At 70.7% G+C, this 25,990-nt stretch carries 15 protein-coding genes; 11 read left to right on the top strand and 4 right to left on the bottom strand.

Features of this window, described 5'->3' with window-relative positions:
* Positions 1 to 101 precede the first annotated feature (101 nt).
* The 9 genes from Vqi01_RS19315 (at position 102) to Vqi01_RS19275 (ending at position 10,878) form a co-directional block, all read left to right on the top strand.
* A complete protein-coding gene (locus Vqi01_RS19315) occupies positions 102 to 1,853 on the top strand; it encodes an ATP-binding protein (RefSeq protein WP_204036222.1) in 1,752 nt (583 codons plus the stop codon).
* 11 nt (positions 1,854 to 1,864) lie between these two features.
* Positions 1,865 to 3,013: an exonuclease SbcCD subunit D gene (locus Vqi01_RS19310; protein ID WP_204036221.1), complete on the top strand. Its 1,149-nt coding sequence runs from the start codon at positions 1,865 to 1,867 to the stop codon at positions 3,011 to 3,013.
* The gene (locus Vqi01_RS19305) at positions 3,013 to 5,487 is read left to right on the top strand and encodes an AAA family ATPase (RefSeq protein WP_204036220.1); all 2,475 of its coding nucleotides are present in this window, start codon (positions 3,013 to 3,015) and stop codon (positions 5,485 to 5,487) included. Before Vqi01_RS19310 ends, Vqi01_RS19305 begins: the two co-directional genes overlap by 1 nt.
* A gap of 55 nt (positions 5,488 to 5,542) precedes the next feature.
* Positions 5,543 to 6,511, top strand: a complete 969-nt coding sequence (locus Vqi01_RS19300) for a hypothetical protein (protein ID WP_204036219.1) — start codon at positions 5,543 to 5,545, stop codon at positions 6,509 to 6,511.
* Positions 6,511 to 7,368 (top strand): spermidine synthase, encoded by an 858-nt coding sequence (locus tag Vqi01_RS19295; protein ID WP_204036218.1) that lies wholly within the window; start codon positions 6,511 to 6,513, stop codon positions 7,366 to 7,368. The genes Vqi01_RS19300 and Vqi01_RS19295 overlap by 1 nt, the downstream gene beginning before the upstream one ends.
* Positions 7,369 to 7,451: 83 nt before the next feature.
* Positions 7,452 to 8,144, top strand: a complete 693-nt coding sequence (locus tag Vqi01_RS19290; protein WP_204036217.1) for a sigma-70 family RNA polymerase sigma factor — start codon at positions 7,452 to 7,454, stop codon at positions 8,142 to 8,144.
* Complete coding sequence (locus Vqi01_RS19285; RefSeq protein WP_204036216.1) at positions 8,141 to 8,923, top strand: anti-sigma factor family protein; 783 nt, start codon at positions 8,141 to 8,143, stop codon at positions 8,921 to 8,923. The genes Vqi01_RS19290 and Vqi01_RS19285 overlap by 4 nt, the downstream gene beginning before the upstream one ends.
* Before the next feature lie 191 nt (positions 8,924 to 9,114).
* Positions 9,115 to 9,786: a COG4315 family predicted lipoprotein gene (locus tag Vqi01_RS19280; protein WP_204036215.1), complete on the top strand. Its 672-nt coding sequence runs from the start codon at positions 9,115 to 9,117 to the stop codon at positions 9,784 to 9,786.
* Positions 9,787 to 9,960: 174 nt separating this feature from the next.
* Entirely contained in the window at positions 9,961 to 10,878 is a 918-nt protein-coding gene (locus tag Vqi01_RS19275) for a DNA-3-methyladenine glycosylase family protein (RefSeq protein WP_204036214.1), read from the top strand.
* 91 nt (positions 10,879 to 10,969) lie between these two features.
* Here the strand turns inward: Vqi01_RS19275 and Vqi01_RS19270 are convergent, their stop codons facing one another.
* Positions 10,970 to 11,182 carry a hypothetical protein gene (locus Vqi01_RS19270; protein WP_204036213.1) on the bottom strand — a complete coding sequence of 71 codons (213 nt, stop codon included), beginning with the start codon at positions 11,180 to 11,182 and terminating at the stop codon, positions 10,970 to 10,972.
* Between the two features lie 137 nt (positions 11,183 to 11,319).
* On the opposite strand from Vqi01_RS19270, the gene Vqi01_RS19265 reads away from it, so the two are divergent.
* Together Vqi01_RS19265 and Vqi01_RS19260 are read left to right on the top strand one after the other, a co-directional pair.
* Positions 11,320 to 12,432, top strand: coding sequence for an ATP-dependent DNA ligase (locus tag Vqi01_RS19265; RefSeq protein ID WP_204036212.1), 1,113 nt, complete (start codon positions 11,320 to 11,322; stop codon positions 12,430 to 12,432).
* A 54-nt stretch (positions 12,433 to 12,486) separates the two neighbouring features.
* Positions 12,487 to 14,049 (top strand): alpha/beta hydrolase, encoded by a 1,563-nt coding sequence (locus Vqi01_RS19260; RefSeq protein WP_239098504.1) that lies wholly within the window; start codon positions 12,487 to 12,489, stop codon positions 14,047 to 14,049.
* Positions 14,050 to 14,197: 148 nt separating this feature from the next.
* Here the strand turns inward: Vqi01_RS19260 and Vqi01_RS19255 are convergent, their stop codons facing one another.
* The 3 genes from Vqi01_RS19255 to Vqi01_RS19245 form a co-directional block, all read right to left on the bottom strand.
* A complete protein-coding gene (locus tag Vqi01_RS19255) occupies positions 14,198 to 14,761 on the bottom strand; it encodes a hypothetical protein (RefSeq protein ID WP_204036210.1) in 564 nt (187 codons plus the stop codon).
* Entirely contained in the window at positions 14,755 to 21,450 is a 6,696-nt protein-coding gene (locus tag Vqi01_RS19250) for a polymorphic toxin-type HINT domain-containing protein (RefSeq protein ID WP_204036209.1), read from the bottom strand. The genes Vqi01_RS19255 and Vqi01_RS19250 overlap by 7 nt, the downstream gene beginning before the upstream one ends.
* An 85-nt stretch (positions 21,451 to 21,535) precedes the next feature.
* On the bottom strand, positions 21,536 to 25,387 hold the full coding sequence (locus Vqi01_RS19245; protein WP_204036208.1) for a LamG domain-containing protein: 3,852 nt from the start codon (positions 25,385 to 25,387) through the stop codon (positions 21,536 to 21,538).
* Between the last annotated feature and the right edge of the window lie 603 nt (positions 25,388 to 25,990).

Here is a 25,990-nt window from a genome sequence, read left to right as displayed (position 1 = left end):
CGCGACGTGGTCTCCGCCGCGTCGCGTGGCGGCCTGTCGTACTCCTCCGGCAGGATGCAGGGCGTGCCGCCCGCGATAACCAGCCGAGGAGGAACTGCCCGATGACTGACGACGGGTTCGACGGCCCGGGCGGAGGGGTCGGTCGAGTGCTCGGCACCGCCGACGCCACGCCGCTGCAGTTCTGGACGGCGGTCGCCCCCGACAGCTACCTCCAGCTCGACGACGTCGTGGTGACCCGCCGTGAGCTGCCCGACCGGGAGCCGGTGACCATCGCCGGGGTGGTCACCCAGGTCCGGGCGCGGCACGAGGGCGCCCAGTTCGACTCCGACGTGTTCGCCATCGCCGACGGCACGCTGCCTGCCCAGGTGCAGGAAGCCGCCGAGATCACCACCACCCGGGTGGATCCGGAGTTCTACGTGCCGCCGCAGCCCGGCGCGGTGGTGCACCGGGCTGAGGGCGACGCCCGCGCCCGGGCGCTGCACTTCGACCGGATGGAGCGGCGGGTCCCGATGGGCACCGGCCGCGACGGGGTGCCGGTCTACCTCAACGCCGACTTCCTCGACGGCACCCGGGGCGCGCACGTGTCGATCTCCGGCATCTCCGGGGTGGCCACCAAGACCAGCTTCGCCACTTTTCTGCTCTACTCGGTGTTCCGCTCCGGACAACTCGGCGGTGACGCGGTCAACGCCAAGGCGCTGATCTTCAACGTCAAGGGCGAGGATCTCCTCTTCCTCGACCATCCGAACACCCGGCTGGACGACGCCACCCGGGCCGCGTACGCCCGGCTGGGCCTGCCCGCCGACGCTTTTCCAGACGTCCGGGTGTACGCCCCGCCCCGGGCCGGCGATTCCTCCGGCACCCCCGACGTGAGCAGCCGGCTCACCGGCGTGGACAGCTTCTACTGGACGCTGTCCGAGTTCTGCGCCAACCGCCTGCTGCCGTACGTCTTCGCCGACGCCGACGACGAGCGCCAGCAGTACACGATGGTGGTCCACTCGGTCGCCGCCCACCTGGCCCGCTACGCCCAGCCGGCCGACGGCGGGGTGAGCATCGACGGGGTGCGGCTGGGCAGCTACGCCGACCTGGTGGACCACATCGTCGAGCAGCTCAGCGACGACGAGACGCGCGGTGACTGGGCCGGCAGCGCAGTCGGCCTGGGCACCGTCAACGCCTTCGCCCGCCGACTGATCGGCAGCAAGAAGGACCTGTCCCGGCTGATCCGCGGCGACCTGGCCACCCGCCGCCCGCACTCCATCAACACTGCGGAGAGCGCCCAGGTCACCGTGGTCGACCTGCACAATCTGCCCGACCGCGCGCAACGCTTCGTGGTCGGCGTGACGCTCAAGAGCGAGTTCGAGCGCAAGGAGAAGGCCGGCACCGCCAAGCCGTTGCTCTTCGTGGTGCTCGACGAGCTGAACAAGTACGCCCCCCGGGAGGGCTCCTCGCCGATCAAGGAGGTGTTGCTCGACATCGCCGAGCGGGGCCGCTCGCTCGGCGTGATCCTGATCGGCGCGCAGCAGACCGCCAGCGAGGTGGAGCGGCGCATCGTCACCAACTCGGCGGTCCGGGTGGTGGGCCGGCTCGACCCGGCCGAGGCGTCCCGCCCCGAGTACGGCTTCCTGCCGCCGGCCCAGCGGCAGCGGGCGCTGCTGGCCAAGCCGGGCACGATGTTCGTCAACCAGCCCGACATTCCCGTCCCGCTCTGCCTGGAATTCCCGTTCCCGGCCTGGGCGACCCGGGTCTCCGAGGCCGGCACCGCGCCGTCGCAGACCCTGCGTTCGATCACCCAGGCCGCCGACCCGTTCGCGGTGGTCGGCTCCGGCGGCGGCACCGACGACGACATCCCGTTCTAGAGGGGGGTTTCTTGAAGATCCTGCACACCTCGGACTGGCACGTGGGCAAGGTCCTCAAGGGGCAGTCCCGGGCCGAGGAGCACAAGCAGGTGTTGGCCGGCGTCATCGAGATCGCCCGGCGAGAGCAGCCCGACCTGGTCATTGTCGCCGGTGACCTCTACGACACCGCCGCGCCGACCGCCGAGGCGACCCGGCTGGTGACCCGGGCGCTGACCGCGCTGCGCCGCACCGGCGCGGACGTGGTGGCCATCGGCGGCAACCACGACAACGGCCCGGCACTGGACGCGCTGCGGCCGTGGGCCGAGGCCGCCGGCATCACGCTGCGCGGCGGGGTGCGCGAGGATCCGGCCGAGCATGTCATCGACGGCAGCACCGCCGACGGGGAGCGCTGGCGGCTGGCCGCGCTGCCGTTCCTGTCCCAGCGGTACGCGATCCGCGCGGTGGAGATGTACGAGCTGACCGCCGCCGAGACCACCCAGACCTACGCCGACCACCTGGGCCGCATCCTGGCCCGGCTGACCGAGGGTTTCGACGAGCCCGACCGGGTGCATCTGGTGACCACGCACCTGACCGTGGTCGGCGCGGCCACCGGCGGCGGCGAGCGGGACGCGCACACCGTCATGGGTTACGCGGTGCCCGCCTCGGTTTTTCCCGGCACCGCCCACTACGTGGCGCTGGGTCACCTGCACCGCGCCCAGCGGGTCGACGGGCCCTGCCCGATCCGCTACAGCGGGGCGCCCCTCGCGGTGGACTTCGGCGAGCAGGAGAACGTCCCGTCGGTGACCCTGGTCGAGGTCAGCGCGACCACGGCGGCGCAGGTCCGGGAGGAGCCGGTTACCGCGGCCACCGCGCTGCGCACGGTGCGCGGCACGCTGGCCCAGCTCGCCGAGATCACCCCGCCCGAGGGCTGGCTGCGCGTCTACGTCCGCGAGCAGCCCCGGGCCGGGCTGCGCGAGGAGGTGCAGGAGCTGATGCCGCGCGCGCTGGAGATCCGCATCGATCCGGAGCTGGTGCCGACGCCGGGCAGCGGCACCCGGGTCGCCCAGCGCTCCGGCCGTTCGCCCCGGCAACTGTTCGCCGACTACCTGGACAGCCGTGGGCACGCCGACGACGGCGTCCGGGACCTCTTCGACGAGCTGATCGAGGAGGTCGAGCACTGATGCGGCCGATGCGCCTGGACCTGGCCGGCTTCACCGTCTTCCGCGACGAGACCACCATCGATTTCACCGACGCGGATTTCTTCGCTCTGGTCGGGCCGACCGGGTCCGGCAAGTCCACGGTGCTCGACGCGATCTGCTTCGCCCTCTACGGCACGGTCCCCCGCTGGGGTGGCACGCGCGGGCTGGGCAACGCCCTGGCGCCGTCGGCGACCGAGGCGCGGGTCCGGCTGGTCTTCGAGTCCGCTGGTGCCCGCTACGTCGCCACCCGGGTGGTTCGCCGGGACAGCCGGGGCAACGTCAAGACCGCGGGCGCCGGGTTGCAGCTGATGCCCGACGGCTTCGACGTCACCAAGCTGGACACCGGGCTCAGCCCGGAGGATCTGGGCGAGGTGGTCGCCGGCACCCCCGCCGAGATGGACGCCGCGGTGCTGGCGGCGGTCGGTCTGCCGTACGAGCAGTTCACCAGCTGTGTGGTGCTGCCGCAGGGGCAGTTCGCCGATTTCCTGCACGCCCGGCCCGCCACCCGCCAGCAGATCCTGGTCAACCTGCTCGGTCTCGGGGTCTACGAGGAGGTGCAGAAGCGGGCCACCACCCGGGCCGGGCAGGCCGAGGCGAAGCTGGAGGCGGTCGACCAGTTGCTCGCCGGCCTGACCGACATCGACGACGCCACGCTGGAGCGGGCCACCGCCCACCTGGACCGGATGCGGGCGCTGACCGAGGCGGTGACCGTCGCCGTACCGGAGCTGGACGCGGCACGGGCGTCGGCGCGGGAGGTGACGGCGGCGCTGGCCGCGCTCGACGCCGACCTGGCGGTGCTGGGTGCGGTCCGGACGCCGGACGGCGTGGCGGAGGTGGCCGCCGCGGTGGCCGACGCCCGGGCGGAGGCCGACGCGGCGGCGAGCGCGGTCGGACTGGCCGAGGAACGCGAGGAGAAGCTACGCGGGGAGCTGGCCGCCGCCGACGACGAGAGCACGCTGCGGTTGCTGCTGCGGGCGTACGCCGACCGGGAGCAGCTGGCCGGCCAGGCGGAGCAGGTGCGGGCCGCGGTGACGGCGGCCGGCGCCGAGCACGAGGCGGCGGTACGCGCGCTGACTCAGGCGCGGACGGCCGCCGAGCAGGCCGAGGCGGAGTTGACAGCCGCTTTCCAGGCCCACGAGGAGGCCAAGACCGCCGACCAGGCGGCGGCACTGCGGGCGCACCTGAGCGACGGAGACCCCTGCCCGGTGTGTGAGCAGCCGGTGGCCCGGGTGCCGGTGGTGCCGGCCGGTTCGGCGGTGGCCCGTGCGGTGGCCGCCGGCAAGAGCGCCAGGGCAGCCAGCGAGACCGCCAAGCGGGTGCTGGCCGAGCGCGACGCCGCAGCTCGGGAACTGGACCGGGTGCTGCTGCGCGCCCGCGCCGAGTACGACGGCCTCCAGGCTCGACTGTCCGAGCTGGATGACCGGCTGGCCGGTGCGGCCAGCGTCGAGACGCTGCGGGAACGACTGACCGAGCAGGCCCGGCTGCGGCAGGCGCTGGACGAGGCGGCCGGGGCGGTGCGCGCCGGCCGGGAGGCCGCCCGGCGGGCCCGGGGCACGGTGGACGCCGCGCAGGAGCGGCTGCGCGCGGCATGGCGACACTTCGACGGCACCCGAGACGGGCTGGCCCGGTTCGGCCCGCCGGCCGCCGACCGGGACGACCTCGCCGCCGCGTGGACCGCGCTGGCCGGCTGGGCGCGTTCGGAGGCGGAGCGCCGCCGGTCGGAGCGGGCCGGGCTGGCGTCGACGGTCGCCGAGGCCGAGGCGGTGGCGACCGCCGTGGCGGCCCGGATAACCGGTCTCTTCGCCGAGGCCGGGCTGCCGGCCCCCGACGATCCGGTCCGCGCCGCGACGGTCGCGCACGAGCGGGCCGAGCACGAACGGCGCCGGCTGGTCGAGCGCCGTGAGCAGGCCGCCGAGCTGCGCCAGCAGCGGGCCGAGCACGAACGCCAGGCCCAGGTGGCGCGGGCCCTGGCCGGGCACCTGCGGGCCAACAACTTCGAACGCTGGCTGCTGGCCGAGGCACTGGACCTGCTGGTCGACGGGGCGTCGGGGATCCTGCGGGAACTCTCCGGCGGCCAGTACGACCTGGTCCACGACAAGGGCGAGTTCTTCGTCGTCGACCATCACGACGCCGGCCTGCGCCGGGGGGTGCGGACCCTCTCCGGCGGAGAGACGTTCCAGGCGTCGCTGGCCCTGGCGTTGGCGCTCTCCGAGCAGCTGGCCGGGATGTCCACCACCGCCGCCAGTCTGGAGTCGATCGTGCTGGACGAGGGCTTCGGCACCCTCGACGCGGCCACCCTGGACACGGTCGCCGCCACCCTGGAAAACCTGGCCGCCCGGGGCGACCGGATGGTCGGCGTGGTCACCCACGTGCCGGCGTTGGCCGAGCGCATCCCGGTACGCTTCGAGGTGCGCAAGGACGCACGGTCGGCGCGCGTCGAACGGACCGGCCGGTGAGCGCGAGGAGTGCAGCGCAGCGGAGCCCCGCAGCCGCGAGAAGAGGACCGGGCCGGTGAACCGGTTCTTCGTCGATGCCTGGGATCCGGCCTACGGTGCGTCGTTCGAGGCGTCGGCCGGTGGCCCGGCCACGCCGAGCAGCGCTCAGGTGGAGGCGGACCACGAGCTGCCCACGGTGGACTGGCGGGCGATCGGCCCCCGACCCGGCGTACGGGCCCCGGACGTGGTGCTGCTGGTCGACGGGGTACGCCGGATCGACGCCAGCGTCTGGACGGCCGAGGATGACGGCACCTCGTTTCCCGGCCTGGCCGCGTCGTACGCCGCCGGGGTGGTGCGCTGCGACCTGGAGCGCGGCGCCGCGCAGTTGGCCGGTGCCAAGGTCGGCCGGGGGCTGTTCACCGCCAGCCCGTCGGCGACCGACGTGGTCGCCGGCAACGTCCGCTATCCGGTGCACCGGGTCAGCGGCAGCGGCGAGTTGGCCAAGCTGCCGGCCGCGGTGCAGGGGCCGTTGACCGCTCTGGAGGTGGAGGTCTCCGGTGCCGCCCGGACGGACGGCGATCTGCTGGTGGTGGACGGTCCGCTGCGCAACCGGCGGCAGTTGCCGCGCACGCTCGGCTACATCAAGACCCAGCACAGTCAGTATCTCGACGCCCGTCTCACCGCAGTGGTCACCGGTCTCGCACCGGGCCACCGCTCACCGGTGTTCCGCCTCGGCACCGCCTGGGGCGGCTGGTCGTGGTATTTGCGGTTGCCGGTCGCCGCGGGCGCGCCCTGGGCGGGCATCGTCCGGATGGAGTGCTCGGCCGAGCTGGAGATCGCCGAGGCGGTCCGGCTGGCGGACCTGTCGCTGGTCACCCTGCCGCGATTCGCCTCCACCCCGTACAAGGATCCGCGGGCTCCGCAGAACCTGGTCCCGATCGCCGGGCTGGAACGCCTGCTGCGCTCTCGGCTGGGCGACGCCCGGCTGCTGCACCGCGCATTGAACGCCGCCGCCCACACCGCCGCCGCCCGGACCGGCCGCTGATGGGCCGCCGACGCGACACCGACCGGATCGCCGAGCGGGTCGAGGGCGGGCTCGCCGAGCTGACGCCCGACCCGGACCGGCCCGGCTCGTGGACGCTGTCGGTGGACGGTGCGCCGCAGTCGCACGTGGACCTGACCGACCCGACCCACCTGGAGTTCGAGTACGTCCGCCGGCTGGCCGCGGCACTCGACCTGATCGCGCCCGCCGGTGCACCGCTGCGGGTGCTGCACCTGGGCGGCGGGGCACTGACCCTGCCCCGGTACGTCGCCGCCACCCGCCCCGGCTCGACGCAGCGGGTGGTCGAGGTGGACGGTGCACTGGTCGAGCTGGTCCGGCGGGCGCTGCCCTGGCCGGCCGACCCGCGACTGCGGGTACGGGTGGGCGACGCGCGGGCCGTGCTCGCCACCACCCGGGAAAACAGCTACGACGTGCTGGTCGCCGACGTGTTCGCCGGCGCTCGGACCCCGGCCCGGCTGACCTCGGTGGAGTACGCCGCCGAGGCGGCCCGGGTGCTGCGCCCGGGCGGCTGGTATCTGGCCAATCTGGCGGACGGTCCACCGCTGCGCTACGCCCGCGGTCAGGTCGCCACCGTTCGGGCGGTGCTGCCCCGGGCCTGCCTGATCGCCGACGCCGCAGTGCTGCGCGGGCGCCGCTACGGCAATCTGGTGCTGGTCGCCGGCCGTCAGGAGCCACCCGTGGCGGAGCTGACCCGCCGGGCCGCCGGCGACTGGTTCCCGGGCCGGGTGCTCGCCGACGCGGAGCTCGACCGCTTCGCCGGAGGCGCCACTGTGGTGCGCGACGAGGCCGCGACCGACTCCACGCCGCCACCGCCGGGGATTTTCTCCGTCCGCCGTTGATCCGTTCGGCGGATCCATGCGTATCACCCGGCAGCCATGCCCGTGGGGGGACGGCTTCTGTCCAGCGACATCCGGAGGTCTGCATGCATGCACTGGCGGCCGGTTGGCACGGCGACCGGGTGCGGGTGGACTGGATGTCCGCCCGGTCCCAGTCGCGGCCGACCACGTCCACCCGTGGGATCGACTCCCGCGCCGCGTCTCGCCAGAATAGCCCGGTGACGCCGCGACCCGCCCCTGGCCGCCACCAGGCTACGACCACTGAGGCCGCCCACTCCGACCAGTTGATCCGAACGCTCTACGCCGAACACGCCGGGCCGCTGCTGATGTTCGTGATGCGGCTGACCGGCGGCGACCGGCAGCGGGCCGAGGACATCGTCCAGGAGACGCTGCTCCGGGCCTGGCGCAACGCCCACCGGCTGGGCACGCATGGGCAGGGGTCGCTGCGACCGTGGCTGGTGACGGTGGCTCGGCGCATCGCCATCGACGAGCACCGCAGCGAGCAGGCCCGGCCGGCCGAGACGTACGACCGGGATCTGACCGCGTTCGCCGAGTCGGACAGCACCGACCGGGTGCTTCGCTCGATGACGGTGGCGGACGCGCTGCGGACGTTGAGCCAGTCGCATCGGGAAATCCTGGTGGCGACGTACTTTCGGGGGAGGACGGTGCCGGAGGCGGCTGAGGAACTCGGCCTGCCGCTGGGCACCGCGAAGTCACGGGTCTACTACGCGCTGCGCGCGCTGCGCACAGCTCTGCAGGAAAGGGGGGTGACGGAATGAGCCGGGTAGACCACATGGACGTCGCCGCGTACGCGCTCGGCGTGCTGGACGAACAGGACATGGAGCGGTTCGAGGAGCACCTCGCCTCCTGCTGGGCGTGTGCCGCCGAGCTGGAGACGATGGTGCCGGTGGTCGGGCTGCTCTCCGACATCGACGCGGAGTCGATGACGGCGTTGGAGCAGACTCAGTCGAATCAGGTCCTGCTCGACCGCACGCTGGTGGCGATGCGCACACACCGGCGGCGGGCCCGGTTCCGGCAGGTTCTCGCGACCGCGGCGGCGGTGGTCGTCTTCGGCGGGCTGACCGGCGTCGGATTCGCCACCCTGAGCGCCGAGAGCAGCACACCGAACCTGGGGTCCGGGCAGGGCACCAACGCGCCCGTGGACCCGCCGGCCACCCGTTCGGGCAACCCGACCGGTCCCGGGGTCGGCGGCAACAAGCAGGAGGGCGAGCAGGTCGACGTCACCGATCCGACGACCGGGGTGGAGGGGACGTTCTTCCTCGACTCGCGGGACTTCGGCACCGTGGTCGCCTTCAGCCTGGGGCGGCTGCCCGGCCCACGGGAGTGCCGCCTCGTGGTGGTGCGAAAGGACGCCGGCACCGAGGTCATCTCCAGCTGGTCGGTGCCGCAGGGCGGGTACGGCACCAACAGCAACCCCTCGCAGCTCAGCCTGGCCGCCGCCACATCGTCCAAGCTGGACGATGTGAAGCACTTCCAGGTGGTGCAGGTCGACGACAAGGGAAAGGCGAGCCCGCTGCTGACGGTGCCCGCACCCTGATGCAGGTGGCCAGAAGGCCCGCCTCCGTCATGGAGGCGGGCCTTCCGCGTACCTGATCGATGTTGGCCTACACGAAGCGGGACGGGGTTCGGTTCAATGGGTCCTATGTGAAATTAGCCACCGTTATCGATTCAACCTTGACAGACCCTCGCCACGTACTTCCCGGTGACTATCAAGCATGAGGAGGGCACGTGGCAAAGATCAAGCGGACCGTCGTCGTCGCGAGCGCCATGGTCGCGCTCACGGCCTGCGCTCCCGCGGGCTACGACGGAGCGAACGCCGGCTCGGCCGAGCCGGTCGCCGTCGCCGCGGCCGAGCCCACCGTGAGTGTGGACCCCGAGGCCAGCGCGGAGCCGGGTGCCTCGGCGTCCCCCGGCGCGGAGGCCGAAGTCGACGCTCCCCTGCCCGACGGCGTCGAACTGACCGCGAGCCTGACCGGCAAGAAGTTCGACCGGATGGGCAGCGCGGTCATCAACCAGGACGGCTACATCCTCTACCGCTTCGACCGCGACACCAACGACCCACCGTTGTCGAACTGCGCCGACGAGTGCGCCGAGGTCTGGCCGCCGGCGCTGACCGACGGCAACCCGAAGATCAAGGGCCTCATCTCCGACGACGCCGTGGGCACCATCACCCGCGAGGACGGCACCCGCCAGATCACCCTCGACGGCTGGCCGCTCTACACCTACATTGGCGACAAGAAGCCGGGCCAGTGGAAGGGCCAGGGCGTCGGCGGCACCTGGTTCGTGGTCAACCCCGACGGCAGCAAGAACCGCAGTTGCCTCCCCAAGGGCACCCCCAAGGCCGTCGCACCCCCGTCGAAGTCCAAGTCCAACAGCTCCGACTCCGACTACTCGTACTGACCCACGCCCCGTTGATCATGAGGCCGAAAACCTCATGATCAACCAAGGCAACTGGCCGGCCGTAGCCCGCAGAAGGGCTGCGGCCGGCCGTTCGTGTTCGGCGAGGGCGGTAACGGCCGTCTCCCCGGTCCGTCGAGGTGTGGGGTGGGCAGGAGCGCATGACAGAGTGAGGCGGTGAACGTGACCGAGCCGGTGGCCAGCCGGAGGCTGCGCCCGCCGGAGCACTATCGGCTGGTCGCCTCGGTGCGCCCGCTCACCTTCAGCCCGTACGATCCCTGCGCCCGGGTCGTGGCCGGCACGCTCTGGTGGGCCACCCGCACCCCGGACGGCCCGGCCACCCTCGCCCTGAGCCCGGCCGGCGGCGAACTGCTCGCCGAGGGGTACGGTCCGGGCGGCGGCTGGGTCGTGGACCGGGCGGACGCGGTCGCCGGGCTCCGCGACGACCTGGCCGGCTTCGCCGAACTGGCCGCCGGCCACCCGGTGGTGGCCGAGCTGGCCAACCGGCAGAGGGGGCTTCGGATGCCCGCGACCGGGCTGGTCTTCAACCGGGTGCTGCGGGCGGTCCTGGAGCAGAAGGTCACCGGCAAGGAGGCCTATCGGGGGTACGCGGCGATGGTCCGCCACTTCGGGCAGCCGGCACCGGGACCGGTGCGGCTGCTGCTACCACCGGAGCCGGCAGCGGTGGCCGCCGCCGGTTACTGGGTGTTCCACCCGTTCGGCGTGGAGCAGCGCCGCGCCGACACGCTGCGCCGCGCCGCCGCGGTGGCCGACCGACTGGAACGCTGCACCGACTCCGCCGAGGCGACCCGCCGACTGACCGCGATCGCCGGCATCGGCCCGTGGACCGCCGCCGAGGTGGTCCGCGTCGCGTACGGCGACCCGGACGCGGTCAGCGTCGGCGACTACCACGTACCGAACACCGTCGCCTGGGCCCTGGCCGGGGAGCCGCGCGCCGACGACGCCCGGATGCTGGAGCTGCTGGAGCCGTTCCGGGGGCACCGGGGCCGGGTCTGCCGGCTGTTGGAGGCCGCCGGCATCCAGGCGCCGAAGTTCGGCCCCCGCGCCCCCATCCGCTCCTTCGCCCACTTCTGACCCCGCCCGCGTCCCGGGCGGCTGCGGCCGCAGGCCGCGCTTTTCGGACCGCCGTGGTCTCAGGCCGCCGCGCGTGCGGGCCGCCGCGATGTCAGGCGGCCTCGCGCAGGTCGGCCAGGCTGAGTGGGGTACGCCGGCGCAGCAGCTCCGCCAACTCGGCCACCGAACCCACCTCGCCGAGCACGTTCTTGCCGCCGCCGAAACGGCGGGGATAGCGGTGGACCAGCCGGTAGACGTACCGGCCCCGGATCAGCTCGACGCTGACCCGCCACCGTCCGCAACACCCGCACACCCACTCCCCCATCCCGCGAAAATAGCTCTGACCTGGGGTTTTACGATCCACCCAAGGCGTACGCGAGGGATCTTCCCCGGACACGCCGCCCACCGGGACGCCGGGTGATCTGCCTCACCGTTGTCGGTGCCGTCTGGTTGACTGTCGCCGTGGAGCTGCCGATCAATCCGCCCGTGGAGCCGATGCTGGCCCGCAGCGTCGCGTCGATCCCCACCGGGGCGGGGATGACCTACGAGCCCAAGTGGGACGGTTTCCGCTGCATCGTCTTCCGCGACGGCGACGAGGTGGAGCTGGCCAGCCGGGGCGGCAAGATGATGACCCGCTATTTCCCGGAGGTGGTCGAGCAGGCGCGGCAGCAGCTGCCGACGCGCTGCGCGGTCGACGGCGAGCTGATCGTGATCCGCCGCGACGGGCCGGACGGTCAGCCCCGGCTCGACTTCGAGCTGCTGGCCCAGCGCATCCACCCGGCGGCGTCCCGGGTGAAGCTGCTCGCCGAGACCACCCCGGCCGACTTCGTCGCCTTCGACCTGCTCGCCCTCGACGACGAGAGCCTGCTCGACGCGCCCTACCCGACCCGCCGCGCCCGGCTGGAGCAGGCCCTGGCCGGGGTGCGGCCCCCGGTGCACGTCACCCAGATCACCACCGACGCCGACACCGCCCGCCGCTGGTTCGACGTGTTCGAGGGCGCCGGGCTGGACGGGCTCATCGCCAAGCCCGCCGACCTGCCCTACGAACCGGGCAAGCGGCTCATGTTCAAGGTCAAGCACGCCCGCACCGCCGACGCGGTGGTGGCCGGGTTCCGCTGGCACAAGTCCGGCCCGGTGGTCGGTTCGCTGCTGCTCGGGCTCTACGACGACGCCGGGGTGCTGCACCACGTCGGAGTGAGCGCCTCGTTCACCATGGCCCGGCGGGCGGAGCTGCTGGAGGAGCTGGCCCCCTACCGGGACGCCGGAGCGGAGCACCCGTGGGTGCACGGCGACCACGAGCGCGGCCAGCGCATCCCCGGCGGGGTCAGCCGGTGGACCGGCACGAAGAACCTGGAGTGGGAGCCGGTCCGCCCGGAGCTGGTGGTGGAGGTGGCGTACGACGCGATGGAGGGCGACCGCTTCCGGCACACCGCGCGGTTCGTCCGCTGGCGGCCCGACCGCGACCCGCGCTCCTGCCGGTACGACCAGCTCGACCGGCCGGTCCGGTTCGACGTGGACCAGGTCCTGCGCGGCGACCCGGCGGTCCCGGTCAGGTCCGCGCCCGGCTCCGCGTAGCCTGACGGTCGACCCGATCACGGAGGCTCGCTCGTGACCCGTACTTCCGACCGGATCCGCCGCTTCCGGCTCACCCTGGCCGGCCTGACCGCCGCCGCGGTGGTCACCGCCGGTTGCACGCTGCCGGCGTTCGCGCCGCGCGCCGACGTCGAGGGCGAGGCCGCGCCCCCGGGGACGACGCCCACGTGGCAGCCCTGCCCGGAGGTGCCCAAGGAGCTGGTCGGGCGCGGTGCGCCGGGGATGCGCTACGAGTGCACCCGCATCCAGGTCCCCCGCGACTGGGCCGGCGGCGGCGGTGCCACGGCCGGTCCCAGTGCCGGCGAGACCTTCGAGATCGCCCTGATCCGGATCCGCTCCGACAAACAGCGCGACCGGATCGGCTCGCTGCTGGTCAACCCAGGCGGGCCGGGTGGGTCGGGGGTGGACACCGCCGTCTACCTCACCTTCGGTGAGCAGTTCGGCGGCCTGCCCGACACCATCCTGCAACGGTTCGACATCGTCGGCTTCGACCCGCGCGGGGTGGCCCGGTCCAGCCCGGTGGAGTGCATTCCAGACGCCGACCTCGACGCCGCCTTCGGCTACGATCCTGATCCGGAAAGCCAGGAGTCGTTCGACGATTTCGTCGCGCTCAACAAGCGGATCGGCCAGGGCTGCGGCGACAGGTACGCCGACCAGTTGCCGCTGTACGGCACCGAGCAGGCCGCCCGGGACATGGACGCCATCCGCGCGGCGGTCGGCGACGAGAAGATGACGTACCTCGGCTACTCCTACGGCACCCTGCTCGGCGCCACGTACGCTCAACTGTTCCCGCAGCGGGTGCGGGCGCTGGTGCTCGACGGCGCGGTCAACCCCCGGCAGGGCCTGATCGAGGGCTCGGAAAGCCAGGCCAGGGGCTTCGAGCGGGCCTTCGACAACTTCACCCGCTGGTGCGCGGCCAACGCCGACCGCTGCCCGATCGCGCCGGACGCCCGCGCGGCGGTCATCTCGGCCATCGACAAGGCCAAGGTCTCCCCGGTCCGCTCCGCCGACGGCCGGGAAGCCACCGCCGGCTGGGTCTTCTACGCGATCATCTCCTCGCTGTACACCGAAACCGGCTGGCAGCAACTCGCCCGCGCCATCAACCGCCTGGAGGAAGGCAACCCCGACGACGTGTTCCGCCTCGCCGACGCCTACGCCGACCGCGACGAGGACGGCCACTACAGCAACCTCTTCGACGCCAACCTCGCGATCAACTGCGCCGACGAGGCGGAACGCCCGAGCCTGGAGCGGATCCGCCAGTTGCAGTCGCAGTGGCGCGGGAAGTACCCACTCTTCGGCCCCGCGCTGGCGGTCGGCCTGATCTCCTGCACCGAGTGGCCCGGCGGCAGCGACCCCTACCCCACCGGCCGCGCCGACGGCGCCCCACCCATCCTGGTCGTCGGCACCACCGGCGACCCGGCCACCCCGTACGAGCAGACCCCGGCCCTGGCCGACATGCTCGGCGTCGGCCGGGTGCTCACCTGGGAGGGCGAGGGCCACACCGCGTACCCGCAGACCGCCTGCATCACCGAGGCCGTCAACGCCTACCTGATCGACCTCACCGTGCCGGCCGAGGGGACACGCTGCCCGGCACGCTGACCACTCCGCCCACAAGCGAATAACGCCGAAGGTCTTGGCGCGAAGCCGCCCCTCCAGGTGCACTCTCTCTACCAAGATCTCGATGTTCACGGGCACTTGATCAGGTGGAAAGCTCCAACTGACCATGCACTTGCCAGGGATCACCGCATCAACGCAGCACGCGCCCCACTGCCGCCCGGATCGACTCGGCGTCGAGTAACGCCTGCCGGCGCAACTCCGACACCTCGTCGGCAGAGAGGACCGCCGAACGGCGTAGCTCCTGTAGAACTCGCTCCTCGAAGCCGAGCTCCCGGTCGTAGTTGTCGTCCTCGCCGAGGTCCTGGTCGAAGCCGTCCATCATGTGCAGGATGCACTTGATCGTGTTGGTAACCCCGTCCCGATCGCCTTCGACCGTGTCGAGCGCGTAGTCCAGCAGGAAGACTGCCTGCTCGGCGAAGAACCGCTCGTCGTCGGCCTCCGGTTTCGCCCGCATCTCCTTGAACTTGTTGAGCCGCGCGCGGCGGGCCGGAATCGCCGTGGCCTCCGCGCCCGCCGCCACGGCCCAGAGGAACTCCACAGTCTCGGCGAAAAACTCATGGTCCGCCCGCCGTCGGCGGATCAGATCCGTGAAGGCTGGTGCCCCGCGCTGCACCGTGGCGGCAACAAATGCCACCCGGTGCCGCGCGGACAAGCCGGACAACTCTTTGGCAGCGGATGCCCAATCGTCTACCACCAGAACAGCCTAAACGGAGTCGCTCGTGGGCCCCCGCGGAAGACGGGCCCGCGGATGGTGATCCCGAAGAAGGAGAAGATCCGGGCACATCGGTAGCAGACGTTTCGTGAGGCGGCTCCGGCAAGCGGGGTGTAGCCCTGCTTCTTGATGTGCCGGTAGCCGTTGATCTCGGCGTGCCGGGAGAACAGACGAGACGAAGGAGCGGCTTCCTCGCCCTCCTTCATGCGAGCCTTTTGGGCACGCGTCAGGTTGCGCTTGCCGCTGGTCGATACGACCGTCACCCGGGTGCCGTCGGGCCTCAGGGCGTGGATCACGGATGTCGTGCGGGCCCGGGCCGCCCGCGGATGCAGCGCCTGGTGGATGTCCGTCGCCCGGTCGAGCGCGTCCTCGGCAAGCGCGAGCTTATTGGGACAGGCACCGCCAGTGTTGTGTACCAGGACATCGGTGCCACCAACCAGTACGTGGTAGGTGTGGATGTCGTCGACGGTGAGGTTATGAACTGTGGCGACGGCGCCGTATGCGACGACCGCGATCACGTTGACCCGGGCGCCATCAGGGGTCAGCAGCTCGTCACCAGGCTTCAGGTGCGCCGCACCCAGCCACTTCCGCCGGCTTTCGACCCAGAACGGGTGTTCGTCGGTGGCGGTCACGCTGCCGTCGGTGATTCCGTCACCATCGGAATCGATGCCGACGTTGACGAGCGTTTTGGTTCCGTCACCGGTGATCAGCGCGGTGACCGGGCGGGCCCCTTCCTTGCCCGTCTCGGGGTCGGCGGCCCAGACCACGTCGTCGAGTTCGATCTCCTCGATAGCCTTGTGGCTGCCGTCCGCCATTAAGACGGGGGTACCAGGAAGGAAGCTGTTACACGGCGGATCCGCGCCCTTGACGGCCTTCTTCACCGCGCCAGCCCCGCGGGCGGCGGTCTTGGCCTGGCGGACGCCGGGGACCATCCCCGCCACGCCCATCGCGCAGTCAAGACCGGCGCCGCCCGCGCAGGTCTTGATGGTGTCGATCGCACCCGCCACCGCGGCCACTGCTCCCGCCGCCGCCGCAACCACCTGAGCCGGCGGCGGCAGCACCGCGGAGACCATCGCGATGGTGCCCGCAACGGTCGCGATGGTGCCGGCGTTGTTGACCACCGCCTTGGCCGCCGACGTGGCAGCGCTGGCCACCGCGTTGCCGGCCCGGCTGGCCGCGTTCTTGACCTTGCCCCAAAAGAGGCCGTCTGGATCGGCGAAGGTGATCGGGTTGTTGTTCGCGTATGCGAACGGATGCATCCGCTGCGGGTCGTACTCCTCGGTCTGCGGATCCACCGAGATGAAGGCGCCCAATGCCGCGTCGTAGAACCGGGCACCCAGCAGCGACAGGCCGGTCGGGTCCTCGATACCGCCGACGAAACCGCGCTGCCCCGACGGCCAGGTGCCCCCGTCGCCGCCGGCACGCTTGTTGCCGTACGGATCCGAGTAGCGGACCGTCTCCACCCGGGTCACCGAGTTGACCGCCCAGTGCGCCGAATCGTGCTGATCCGACGCCAGCCAGATCAGGTCCTTCGCCCCACCCAGCGTGGACGCCGTCCGCGAGGCGATGACGTCGCCGGCGTGCTCGTAGTAGCGGGTCGCCGACTTGTTCTGACCGGAGACGGTCAGTTCCTGCCCCGCCACGAAAACTGTCGCATCGCCGTTCGGATCGATCCGCGCAATCCGGTTACCGTCGACGTCGTAGTGCATCCGGGTGGTGCCGTCCGGCCCGCTGATCTCGGTCAGCTTGCCCTGTGCGTTCCAATCCAGGGTCTCGGTGACCCCACCGACGCGACGGTAGGTGAGGTTGCCGGTGGCGTCCCAGTCGTAGTGGTCGACCCGCTCCCCGGTGGTCACCGTCCGCACCGCGTGCGGCTGGCCACCCGTCGAGGCGTACCCGTAGGTCGACTGCACGCCGGTGCGCCGGTCGGTCACCGACTCCCGGGAGCCGGCCTTGTCGAAGGCGTACGACTTCCAGTACGGCGACACCCCACCCACGTCGCCGGCCTGCGGGGTGCCGGCACAGACGTTCGTGCTCTGCGTCCACGCCTGGGTGAGCCGCCGCAACTGGTCGTACTGGAAACACTGGACGTCGCTGGCATCGGGCCGCGGGTTCTCGTCGTTGTCCAACGGCCGGTTCGCCATCGACAGCACGTTGCCGGCCTGGTCGTACTGGTAGGTCAACGCGGCGACGTTCTTGATGCTCGCGTCGCGGTCGAAGTAGAACTCGGACAGCCGCCGGGTCGCATCGTCGTAGACGTACGTCTGGTACGCCTGCGGTCGGTTGTTGACGCCCAGCGTCCGCTTCAGCAGCTCGCCGTAGGGCGAATAGGTGGCGGCGTCGACGTAGACGTTCACCGCCCCGGAAGTCGACCCTCCGCCGAGCAGACGCGTGACGTTGCCCAGGTCGTCGTAATGGTGGTTGAGCATTTCCCGCTCAAGGCCACCCATTCCCGGCACGCTGATCCGTTCCGGCGAACCGTCGACCTTGAAGGTGAAGGTGGAGACGTAGGTCCCGGCAGCGCCGGCCAGGCCGGGCATGGCCGGAACCACCGACTCTTCGTCGCGCACCTGATAGGCGTCGTTGTAGTCGAAGATCTCCCGGGTGAAGTGGTAGCCGTCAACGATTGACAGCTGCTTGGTCAGGTGCCCCTTGGCCAACGTGTCGTAGGTCCACTGGCCGATCAACTGGCCGTTGACGAATCGCTTCTCCTGCCGCCCCAGCAGGTCGTACTCGGTGGAGACCACCTCACCACGGGCGTCCGTGGAGGAGGTCACCTCGTCGTCGTTGTCGTACGTCAGGTTGGTCTCGCCCTTGTCCGGGTCGATGGCGCGCACTTCCCGGCCGCGCAGGTCGTACTCGTAGCGCCAGACCTTGCCGGTCGGACCGGTCACACTCGCGAGGTCACCACGGGGGGTGTACGAGTAGCGGGTGACGTCGTGTCCGCCGGTGGGGGTCTTGTCGTGGAACTGCCGCAGCTCGATTACCCGGTCGCGGGCGTCGCTGGTGGTGGCCGTGGCGGTGTCACCCTCTGGTGGGGTGGTCGCCACCTGCCAGCCGTCCGGGTTGCCGCCGTAACTGGTGATCGTGGCCCAGCGTTGGCTGTTGCCCGACCAGAGCGCTTCGCTGATCACCCGACCGACGGCGTCGTGGCTGTACACCGTCCGTACCCGATCCGTGCCGGGGTCGTGTTCCAGCCGCGTGCTGCCCGGCGCGCCGGTGACGTACGACGGCCCGGCCTGGTACGCCTCCAGACCTCGGTCGTTGTAGCCGGTCGTGGTCACCAGGCGACCGCCGAGCGCGTCCTCCTGGGTCTGCACCGGCCGATACAGCGAATCGAAGAGCCCGACCTCGGTGATCTGGTTGCCGTTGGGGCCGAGTCGCTTGGTGGTGACGACAAGTGGCCCGTCGGCGCGCACCTGGTAGCTGAACTCCATGTTGGGCGTGGCGGTCTGGGCGCGGCCCGGCAGCCACACCTTGGTCAGCCGGCCCAGCGGGTCGTGTGCCAGGTTGGTGCGCTTGTTGTTGGCGTCCACCACCGCGGTCGGCTCGGCCCAGGCTGGCTCTTGGTAGGTGGTCACCTTGTGCTTGAGAGGGTTGAGGGTGACCGTCTGGGTCACCGGTCCCGGGCCCTCCGGGGTGTATTCGGTAGTGGTCACCCCGCCGCGGGCGTCGGTGGAGGTCTTGACCCGGCCGAGATCGTCGTAGGTGCTGCGGGCGACGGTGGCGTATACCGGACCGCCGTTCCAGGTGTCGAGGGTTTCCTCACGGGTCACCAGCCCCTTGGACGGGGTTGATCCGTGGGTGTTGGAGCCGTCGTGGTAGGTCCGGACATCGGAGATGACATCGGCTGGGCGGGACGCTGTGGCAGTACACGCCTTGGCGACGGTCTCCACCCGGGACACCGCCTTCCGGATCCAGTCAGTCTGGTTCTTGGCGTACGTGGTGCGGGTGCAGGTCTCGTCGCCCGTGATGTCGGTGTCACCCAGGTCGGAGACCGACTCGGGCAGGCCGTCGTCGTTGTTGTAGGTGGTCCGGGTCTCGGTGCGCCCCCACTTGTTCGCCGCCAGCAGCTTGCGGGTCTTCTGCACGGACGGCCCGCTGAAGTACGCCCGGTCGGTGCCCCCGTCGTGGCTACGTGCGGCGGTCTGGCGGGTCCAGTACTGCGTGGTGGACGCCTCGACCACGGTCGAGCCGTCGAGGGTCGCTTCTTCCAACGGCATGCCGGCCAATGCCGAGTGGTCGGTGAAGGTGTTGTTCTCCGAATCGGAGACCTGCACGGTGCGCCGGTCGCCGTTGGGCAGCGGCTGGTCGTGCAGGCCGCGGTAGAAGCGTTTACGGGTGGTCAGCGGCACACCCCGGCCGGGCTCGCCGACCTTCGTCACCACCTGCGAGTAGCCGCGCCACTGCCCGTACGTGCGGTGCTTCTTCTTGGTGAACTCGCTGTCGTCGTAGCCCCACAGCGTCGACGTGCCGCCGCCAGTGGTGGAGTACTCGTACCGGGTGGTGACCGCCGGCTGGTCGGCGGTGCGCTCAATCTCGGAAATCTCGGTCACCACGTACTTGTGGAACCAGTCCAGCTTCGGCTCGAAGTAGCCGTCCGGCGTCCAGTAGACCGGGTAACAGCGCCGGGAGTTGTTCTGCGGCGACGCCGGCAGGTCGTTGTGGTCGCAGTCGGGCTCGGAGTAGGTGACGTGAATGTCGGCACCGGACTCGGTGCGGATGGTCTGGATCCGCCACCGGGAGAAAAGCGGTGCCCCGGCCAGAACGTTGGCGCGGTTGGCCAACTCCACCCCGGTGAACCGCACCGGCGGCTCGGTGACGGTGCCGCCGACGTGCCCGGCGTGCACGATCTCCTTCAACCACAACGACGCCGAACCGGCCACCTTCGGTGCCTTGAACTCGTGGGCGAGACTCCACGATTCGACATCGGAGAAGGAGCTACCGCTACGCACCTGAGTCGTGATCTTCGTCAGCCGCTTGGTGGTGAAGAAGACCGGCGACAGCTTGTCGGTGCAGGGCGTCGCGTCGCAGTGCTTGTCCCACGGAACGTCCGGCCAGTTGGCCTTGACCGGCTTGCCGTCCTTGTGACATTCCGTCGCCAGACAACGGTCCGCGACGGTGAACACCACTCGGCCGGTGGCGGCGACACTCGGATGGTCGGCATGCAGCCCGTAATCGATGCGGGTCAGGTAGCCGCCCCGGTGGAACGACTGCCGGTTGTCCTTGTCGTCGGCTGCGCCGTAGTAGCCGGTCTCGCTCTCGTAGTAGTAGCGGACGGTGTTGCCGTGCACGTCCACGGCCTTGTCCAGCAGCCACCGCCACGCCTGCTTGCAGGACGAGTCCTTGAAGGCCGTGGCCCGGCACTTCTCGTCCGGGTGGTTGCCAAAGACGGGAACGGTCCAGCGGGAGTTGGCCGAGGCCGCCTCGCTGGCGAAGAAGTAGCGGGTGCCGTCCGGCGTGGTGATCGTCCAGCGTTCGGTCGTGGCGTTGCCCGGCGTCGCCGGGCTGCCCTCCAACCGGACCCGCCAGTTGCTGTCGTTCTGGACCCGCCAGACGCCGCTGGTGTCATCCCTGATCAGCGACGCGTTGGTGCCGTTGAGCGAAATGGTGACGTTGTGGGAGTCGCCCTTCCAACACTGGTCGTAGGTCTTCTTGTCCTTGTTGTTCGGGTCCTTGCCGCCGTCCGCGGTCCGGTCGTCCGTGCAGGTGACGTAGGAGCGCTCGATGAAACCCGGCGCGTATTCCCAGCCGTCGCCGATCCACGACGCCTGGTTGTTGGCGCCGGCCATCCGGCCGTCGACCGTCTGCGACGAGTAGTCAAGCGACAGTTCCGGCAGTGGCCCCTCCGCTGGTGGCAGGCGCAGCGGATTCGCGTACGAGAAGCCGCCGGAGCTGTCCCCCGCCGTCCAGGAGCCCGACGCCTTCAGGTCGGTGGCCTTGTAGTCGCCCTCTTCCGAGGACTCGTCGGCCACCATGGCGAACACCATCGGCGCCGCTCCGGAGAGCGTGACCTCGGTCGACAGCGTCCTGGTGGCCGGGTCGTTGACCGCCTCGACCGGCTCGATCTCCTGACACTCCGAGCGCTGCGGCGTCGTCGCCGCACAGGCCGGCAGCCGCTTGAGGGTCAGCCGCTCGCCCCAACCCGCGCCGTAGAGTTCGCGGATTCCGGCGTAGTCGAAGGCCGTCTCGACCGTCCCGGCAGCACCTTCGACGACCAGGACCGGGCCGCTGACCCCGAGCCGGCGGGAGTGCTGCTCGTCCAGGAGCTGCACCCGCGCCTGGTCAGGTGCGCTGTGACCGGCGACAGCCGAGACCGTCACGGGCAGACCACCGGCCGCGCCCCGCACCGTCCGCCCGGTGTGCCGGTCGCCGTTCAGCCGCCGATCCGGCCGCGCGTCGGCGACCGCGAAGGTCGCTCGGCCCGCCGCCGGCCACGTCGCGTGCTTCGGCCCAGCCCACCTGCCACCGTCGTCCGGTAGCGGCGTCTGATCGACCGTTGCCGGGCGGGCCTTTTCCGGCTTGGCCGCCTTGACCGGCCGGTCGCCGGAGGGCACCTCGGCCGCCTGAGCCGGTTGCGCCACCGCGAAGGTGGACGCCAGCAGCACCGCGACGGTGCCCAGGGTGATGATTCGTCGTGGCCGAGAGATAGCGGTGCGTGACTGCGACATGGCACCTTCCTGACGCGGAGGAGGGGTGAGGAAAAGTCAGGTGGGTCGGCGACGGGGGCGACGTGTGGTCGCCCCCGTCGCTGGGTCAGAGGCCGGCGAGTTCGGCGATCCGATCCGGATCGACGGTGGAGGTCCAGATCCGGACGTCGTCGACGACACCGCCGAGCCACGAATCCCGCGTCCCGTTCGTCGACCCGTTGCAGCCGATCAAGGTCGGGCCGCTGGCCGACCACGGGGACAACGGGCCGGTGGTCTCGTGCTCCAGCACCCCGTCGACGTAGAGCTGCACCTTGCCGGAGGCCACGTTGAAGACGCCGGCGAGGTGGGTCCACTTGCCGAGCTCCGGTGCCTGCTGAGATTCGGCGTTGTGCCAGGTGACGTTTCCAGCAGTGGCCGACGGCAGACCGAAGTGCCACCGGTTCACATCAGAGCGGTAGCCGAGATAGAAGCCCGGATTGCCGCTGGCTGCCTGCGTCACGACCGCGTGGTCTCCGACCGTCTGGTCCAACAGCACCCAGGTGGTGACCGTGAACGAGGCGTCGGTACGGACCGCCGGGCCAGCCGTTTCGGCGCAGGAGTTCGCGGAGAGTTCCAGGCCGAGGGCACCGTCACGGCCGGAGCCCCGGTCGCGCACCCAGTTGTACGGGCCGGTGATGGTCAGATCACGGCCGTTGCCGGATCGGTCGGTCAGGTACGTCGGCGCTTCGCTGGCCGGGCCGTCCAGCGGCCACCTTCCCTCCAGCGTCACCCCCGGGTTACCGCCGTGCACCGCGGCCACCTCGGCGGCGGTCAATGCACCTCGCCAGGCCCGTACGCCGGATATCGCTCCGGTGAGGTGGTCGGCGTCGCTGCCGGCGTACAACGCACACCCGACGGTCAACGGGCCGCCGGCCCGCCACGGCCCCCCGGTCCTGACAACAGAGGCGGACGGGCGCCCGTTCACGTAAAGACTCATCCGCTGTTCGGTCGCGTCGTAGACGCCCGTCACGTGCGTCCACCGTCCCACGTCAGCGGTCAACGCGGTGGGTGAGCGGGTGAACTGTGAGGCGGAGTTCTCCTCGTCCGCCGGCTTCATCATCAGTGCCCAGTAGGGCACGCCACCCGAGTACCGGGTGCCCAGATACCAGCCACTGACCCGGTTTCCGTCCTGGCCGATGACCGTCTGGTTGCCGGTGCCGACCTCCGCCAACTTGACCCAGGCCGCGGCCGTGAACGACTCGTCGGTACGCACTACCGCTTCGCCGGTTCGCACACACTGCGTGCCGTCCAACTCGACCGCCGAGTCCACTCGCCCGTACTGGTCGTCACCCCAAGAGGCGGTTTCGGGTAGTTCCAGATCGGTGGAACGGCCCGTGGACTCTGTTCCGTTGCCGCGCAGCTGCCAGTTGCCGACCTCACCGGCGGGCAGTTCATTGGCTGCCCGAGCAATCTGCGCCTCGGAAAGTAGCCCCTGCCAGACCCCGACGTGGTCGATCGAACCGTGCATCTGATGCCATTCATCCGTCAGGCTCGCCGCGCAACCGACCACGAATTTGCCCTGCGCGTTCCAGGGAACGAACGGAATGGCTCCCTCCGCGGCGAGCTGGCCACCGATATAGATCCGCATCATCCGCGCAACGGGATCCACCGTGGTCGCCACATGCTGCCAGGCATCCAACGGCGGAGACGTCGCCGTCTGGATATAGGCCCACGTCGGCGTCGCAACGTCGCCACTGGGCATCGCCAACTCCCAGCGATCGCTGCCGGCGTGGTATTGCAGGTAGAAGGCGGGCCGGATGGTGCCGGCCTGCGTGGCCAGAGCGCGGTTGGCGGACTTGTCGGTCAGCTTCACCCAGCCAGCGACCGTGTACTCGGCATCGGTACGGATCACCGGCGATGTCTCCGCACAGCCCGTACCGTTGAAGGTCAACACGGCGTTGGCGTTTCCCTTACGGTCGGATCCGTAGCCGACTCCCCCGCTCAAGGTGATGTCATGCGTCTGCCCGGAATCGTCGAGCGGGTCACCGTCGAACCGCCAGGCGCCCTGCGGCTGCGCTTCGGTGATCCGGCCGGTGAAGAAGTTGTACGCGGTACGCGCCGAGTAGTTGCCGGCGTTGTCCTGCGCCCACACGTAGACGACGGTCCGGCCCGCTTCCGGGGTGAACGTGATCGTGGTCGTGCCGGTGGATGCCTTGAAGCTCTGCTGGGCGTCCACACCGATGCCGTACGCGAACTGTTTGACGCCGGAGCGCGCGTCCGACGAGGTGAAGGAGAGCGTCACCGGCTGCCCAACCACCGGGGTGCCGGAGGTTCGGGTGACCACCGGCGCGGTCGGCGGGGTGTGGTCGAGCCGGAAGTAGCAGGAGGCGGTCCAGGGGGTGTTGTCTGCCTCCACCCCGTCGGTGCCGCGTACCCGCCAGTTGTAGTTGCCCTCGGCAAGGGTGGGAGCCGTCCAGCCTCGCTCCGCGCCAGAGTCCGTCCAGGCCGAAGTGTGTTCGGCGGGACTGGTCGGGCCATTGAGGTCGAACCGGATCCGCACGGTGCCGTCGCCGTCGTTTGCCTTGCCGTACAACGTGGGTGTGCGGTTGGTGATCCACGGTCCGGGCGACGTCTTCGCGCAGTTTCCACCCGGGGCCGTTCGGATCGCGACCGGCGAGGTGGGCTTGTGCTGGTAGGTGGCGATCAGCCGGACACGATCCGGATCGAACTTCGCCCACCGGCCGCCGCTCTCGGTTCCCATCCGCAACCCGAAGGTGATCGACGGGGAGTCGTTGTTCGCGTGGCGTTGGACATGGTGGCCGACCTGGGAGCCGTTGAACGTCAGCCAGTCGGGCTTCTGGCCACAGCCTGCGTTGGCCTTGCCGAGTCTGGTCTGCAATGCCCCGCCGTGCAGCCACTTGTCCCTCATCCCGTTCCAGGTGGGAGTGTTGCTCGCGATCGAGTTGGTCTGCCAGATGCCGATCGACTCGCCGGCGCAGTCGGCGGCGTGCACGAGCCACGCATCCACGCTGGTCGTCCCCGTGATCCGTTTGCCGGCCAGCACCTGGGTGTCGAAGTAGAAGTGCGACCGCCAGATGTCGCCGTGGCTGTCGTAGTTCGACCCCACCCGGGCGACCTCTCGTGGCCACGACGTGCCCGAGGTCCACTGGGTGTCCGGCCGGGAGTCGTTCACCGGAGCCCAGCGGGCCCACTTCTTGTCGTACGTCGGATCGATGAAGACCGGGAAGTGCCCATCATCGAGCACCTCGGGCGCGGCGGCAACGGTCATCGAACCGTCACCGATCCGCACGTCGACCTCGGCGATCCGGGCGGAGTCCGCCGGCCCTCGTGCCGTCGACCGGCCGGAGCCGGGATCGGCCGGCGGGTCGGAGGCGAGGAACCCGGTGCGCGCGCCGCTGGCCGAGGGCGCCGAGTCCCAGGCCTTGGCTGGTGGGGCTGCGGCCAGCAGGCCCTCAGGTCCAGCGATCGTCACCGCACCGTCCGCTACCGATACCTCTGCCGAGCCGCCGACGATGTAGCGCGTCTCACGGACCAGCGGATTCTCCGCCGCTGCGGCGCTCTTGACGACGAGCAGATGCGAGAAGCCGCCGCGCTCCGCACGGACCACCAGGTCAACATCCGGGTAGACGTTCGGATAGGTGATCGTGTCACCGGCGATCACGCCCTGGGGAAGAGTGCTCGGCCAGCCGAGCGAGAAGGTGGCCCCGGCACCGGTCATAGTGGCGAACGGTGCGGTTCCACCGCGCGAAAACACCACGTCGGCCGTTGACGCGACCGGGCGGAGAAGTCCGTCAGCTCCCACCACCAGCGTCGTGTCGATCTCCTGCCAGGACCCATCGCGTTCGGTCCACCTCGGCTCGGCCCACGACTCGAAGGCGAAATCACCCGACGGCTGAGCGAAGACCTTCGTCGTCTCCGATGCCGCCGCCAGCACCTCAACGTCGGTGTCACACGACACTGCCAACGCGTGGGCCGCGCGCTCCGACTCCGCCGCCCGTTCCACACTCCCGGGGGCACAGGGCTCCACTGGTTGTGCGGCGGCACGATCAGCTGGCCACACCACCTGGAGGGAGGCCGCCAGCACAACACAGGCCACAGTGGACAGTAGCCAAACAGGCCGGACCAACGACACAGCCGCACCCCCGTGAAGCAGCGTGATCAACCAAGCAGTGTGATCATCAATGTTCGGCACAGATTACAGATGGACCAGCCTCGACGCCAGAGCGAGAAGTCAGGACTACTCTCCGTAAAAGCGGCTTACAGCGGACCACCCGGGATGTGCCGCGCCGGCAGGCGAGGTGCGCCATGCCCCCGGCCTCTGGCTGGCGACCAAGAACGTGGTTGATCGCGATTCAGCGCCCGACCGGCTCCTGATCACACCCAAGTTGTGGCCGCTGCCGCAAGGCGAGATCGACCCCACCACGGACAACTCACCCGTTTCCGCTCCTCGGGTTCGGTGCCCTAATCCCCTAATCCACCCGCGTGCAGGCATTCGACACGGATGACCGATTTGACGGTCATTGTCCGTGAGCCAGGCCACCCCGTCGTCGGAATGATGCCC

Source organism: Micromonospora qiuiae (assembly GCF_016863555.1).
Classification (GTDB): domain Bacteria; phylum Actinomycetota; class Actinomycetes; order Mycobacteriales; family Micromonosporaceae; genus Micromonospora; species Micromonospora qiuiae.
The sequence above is the reverse complement of the archived record's forward strand: the minus strand, read 5'-3'. Positions and strand labels throughout refer to the sequence as shown.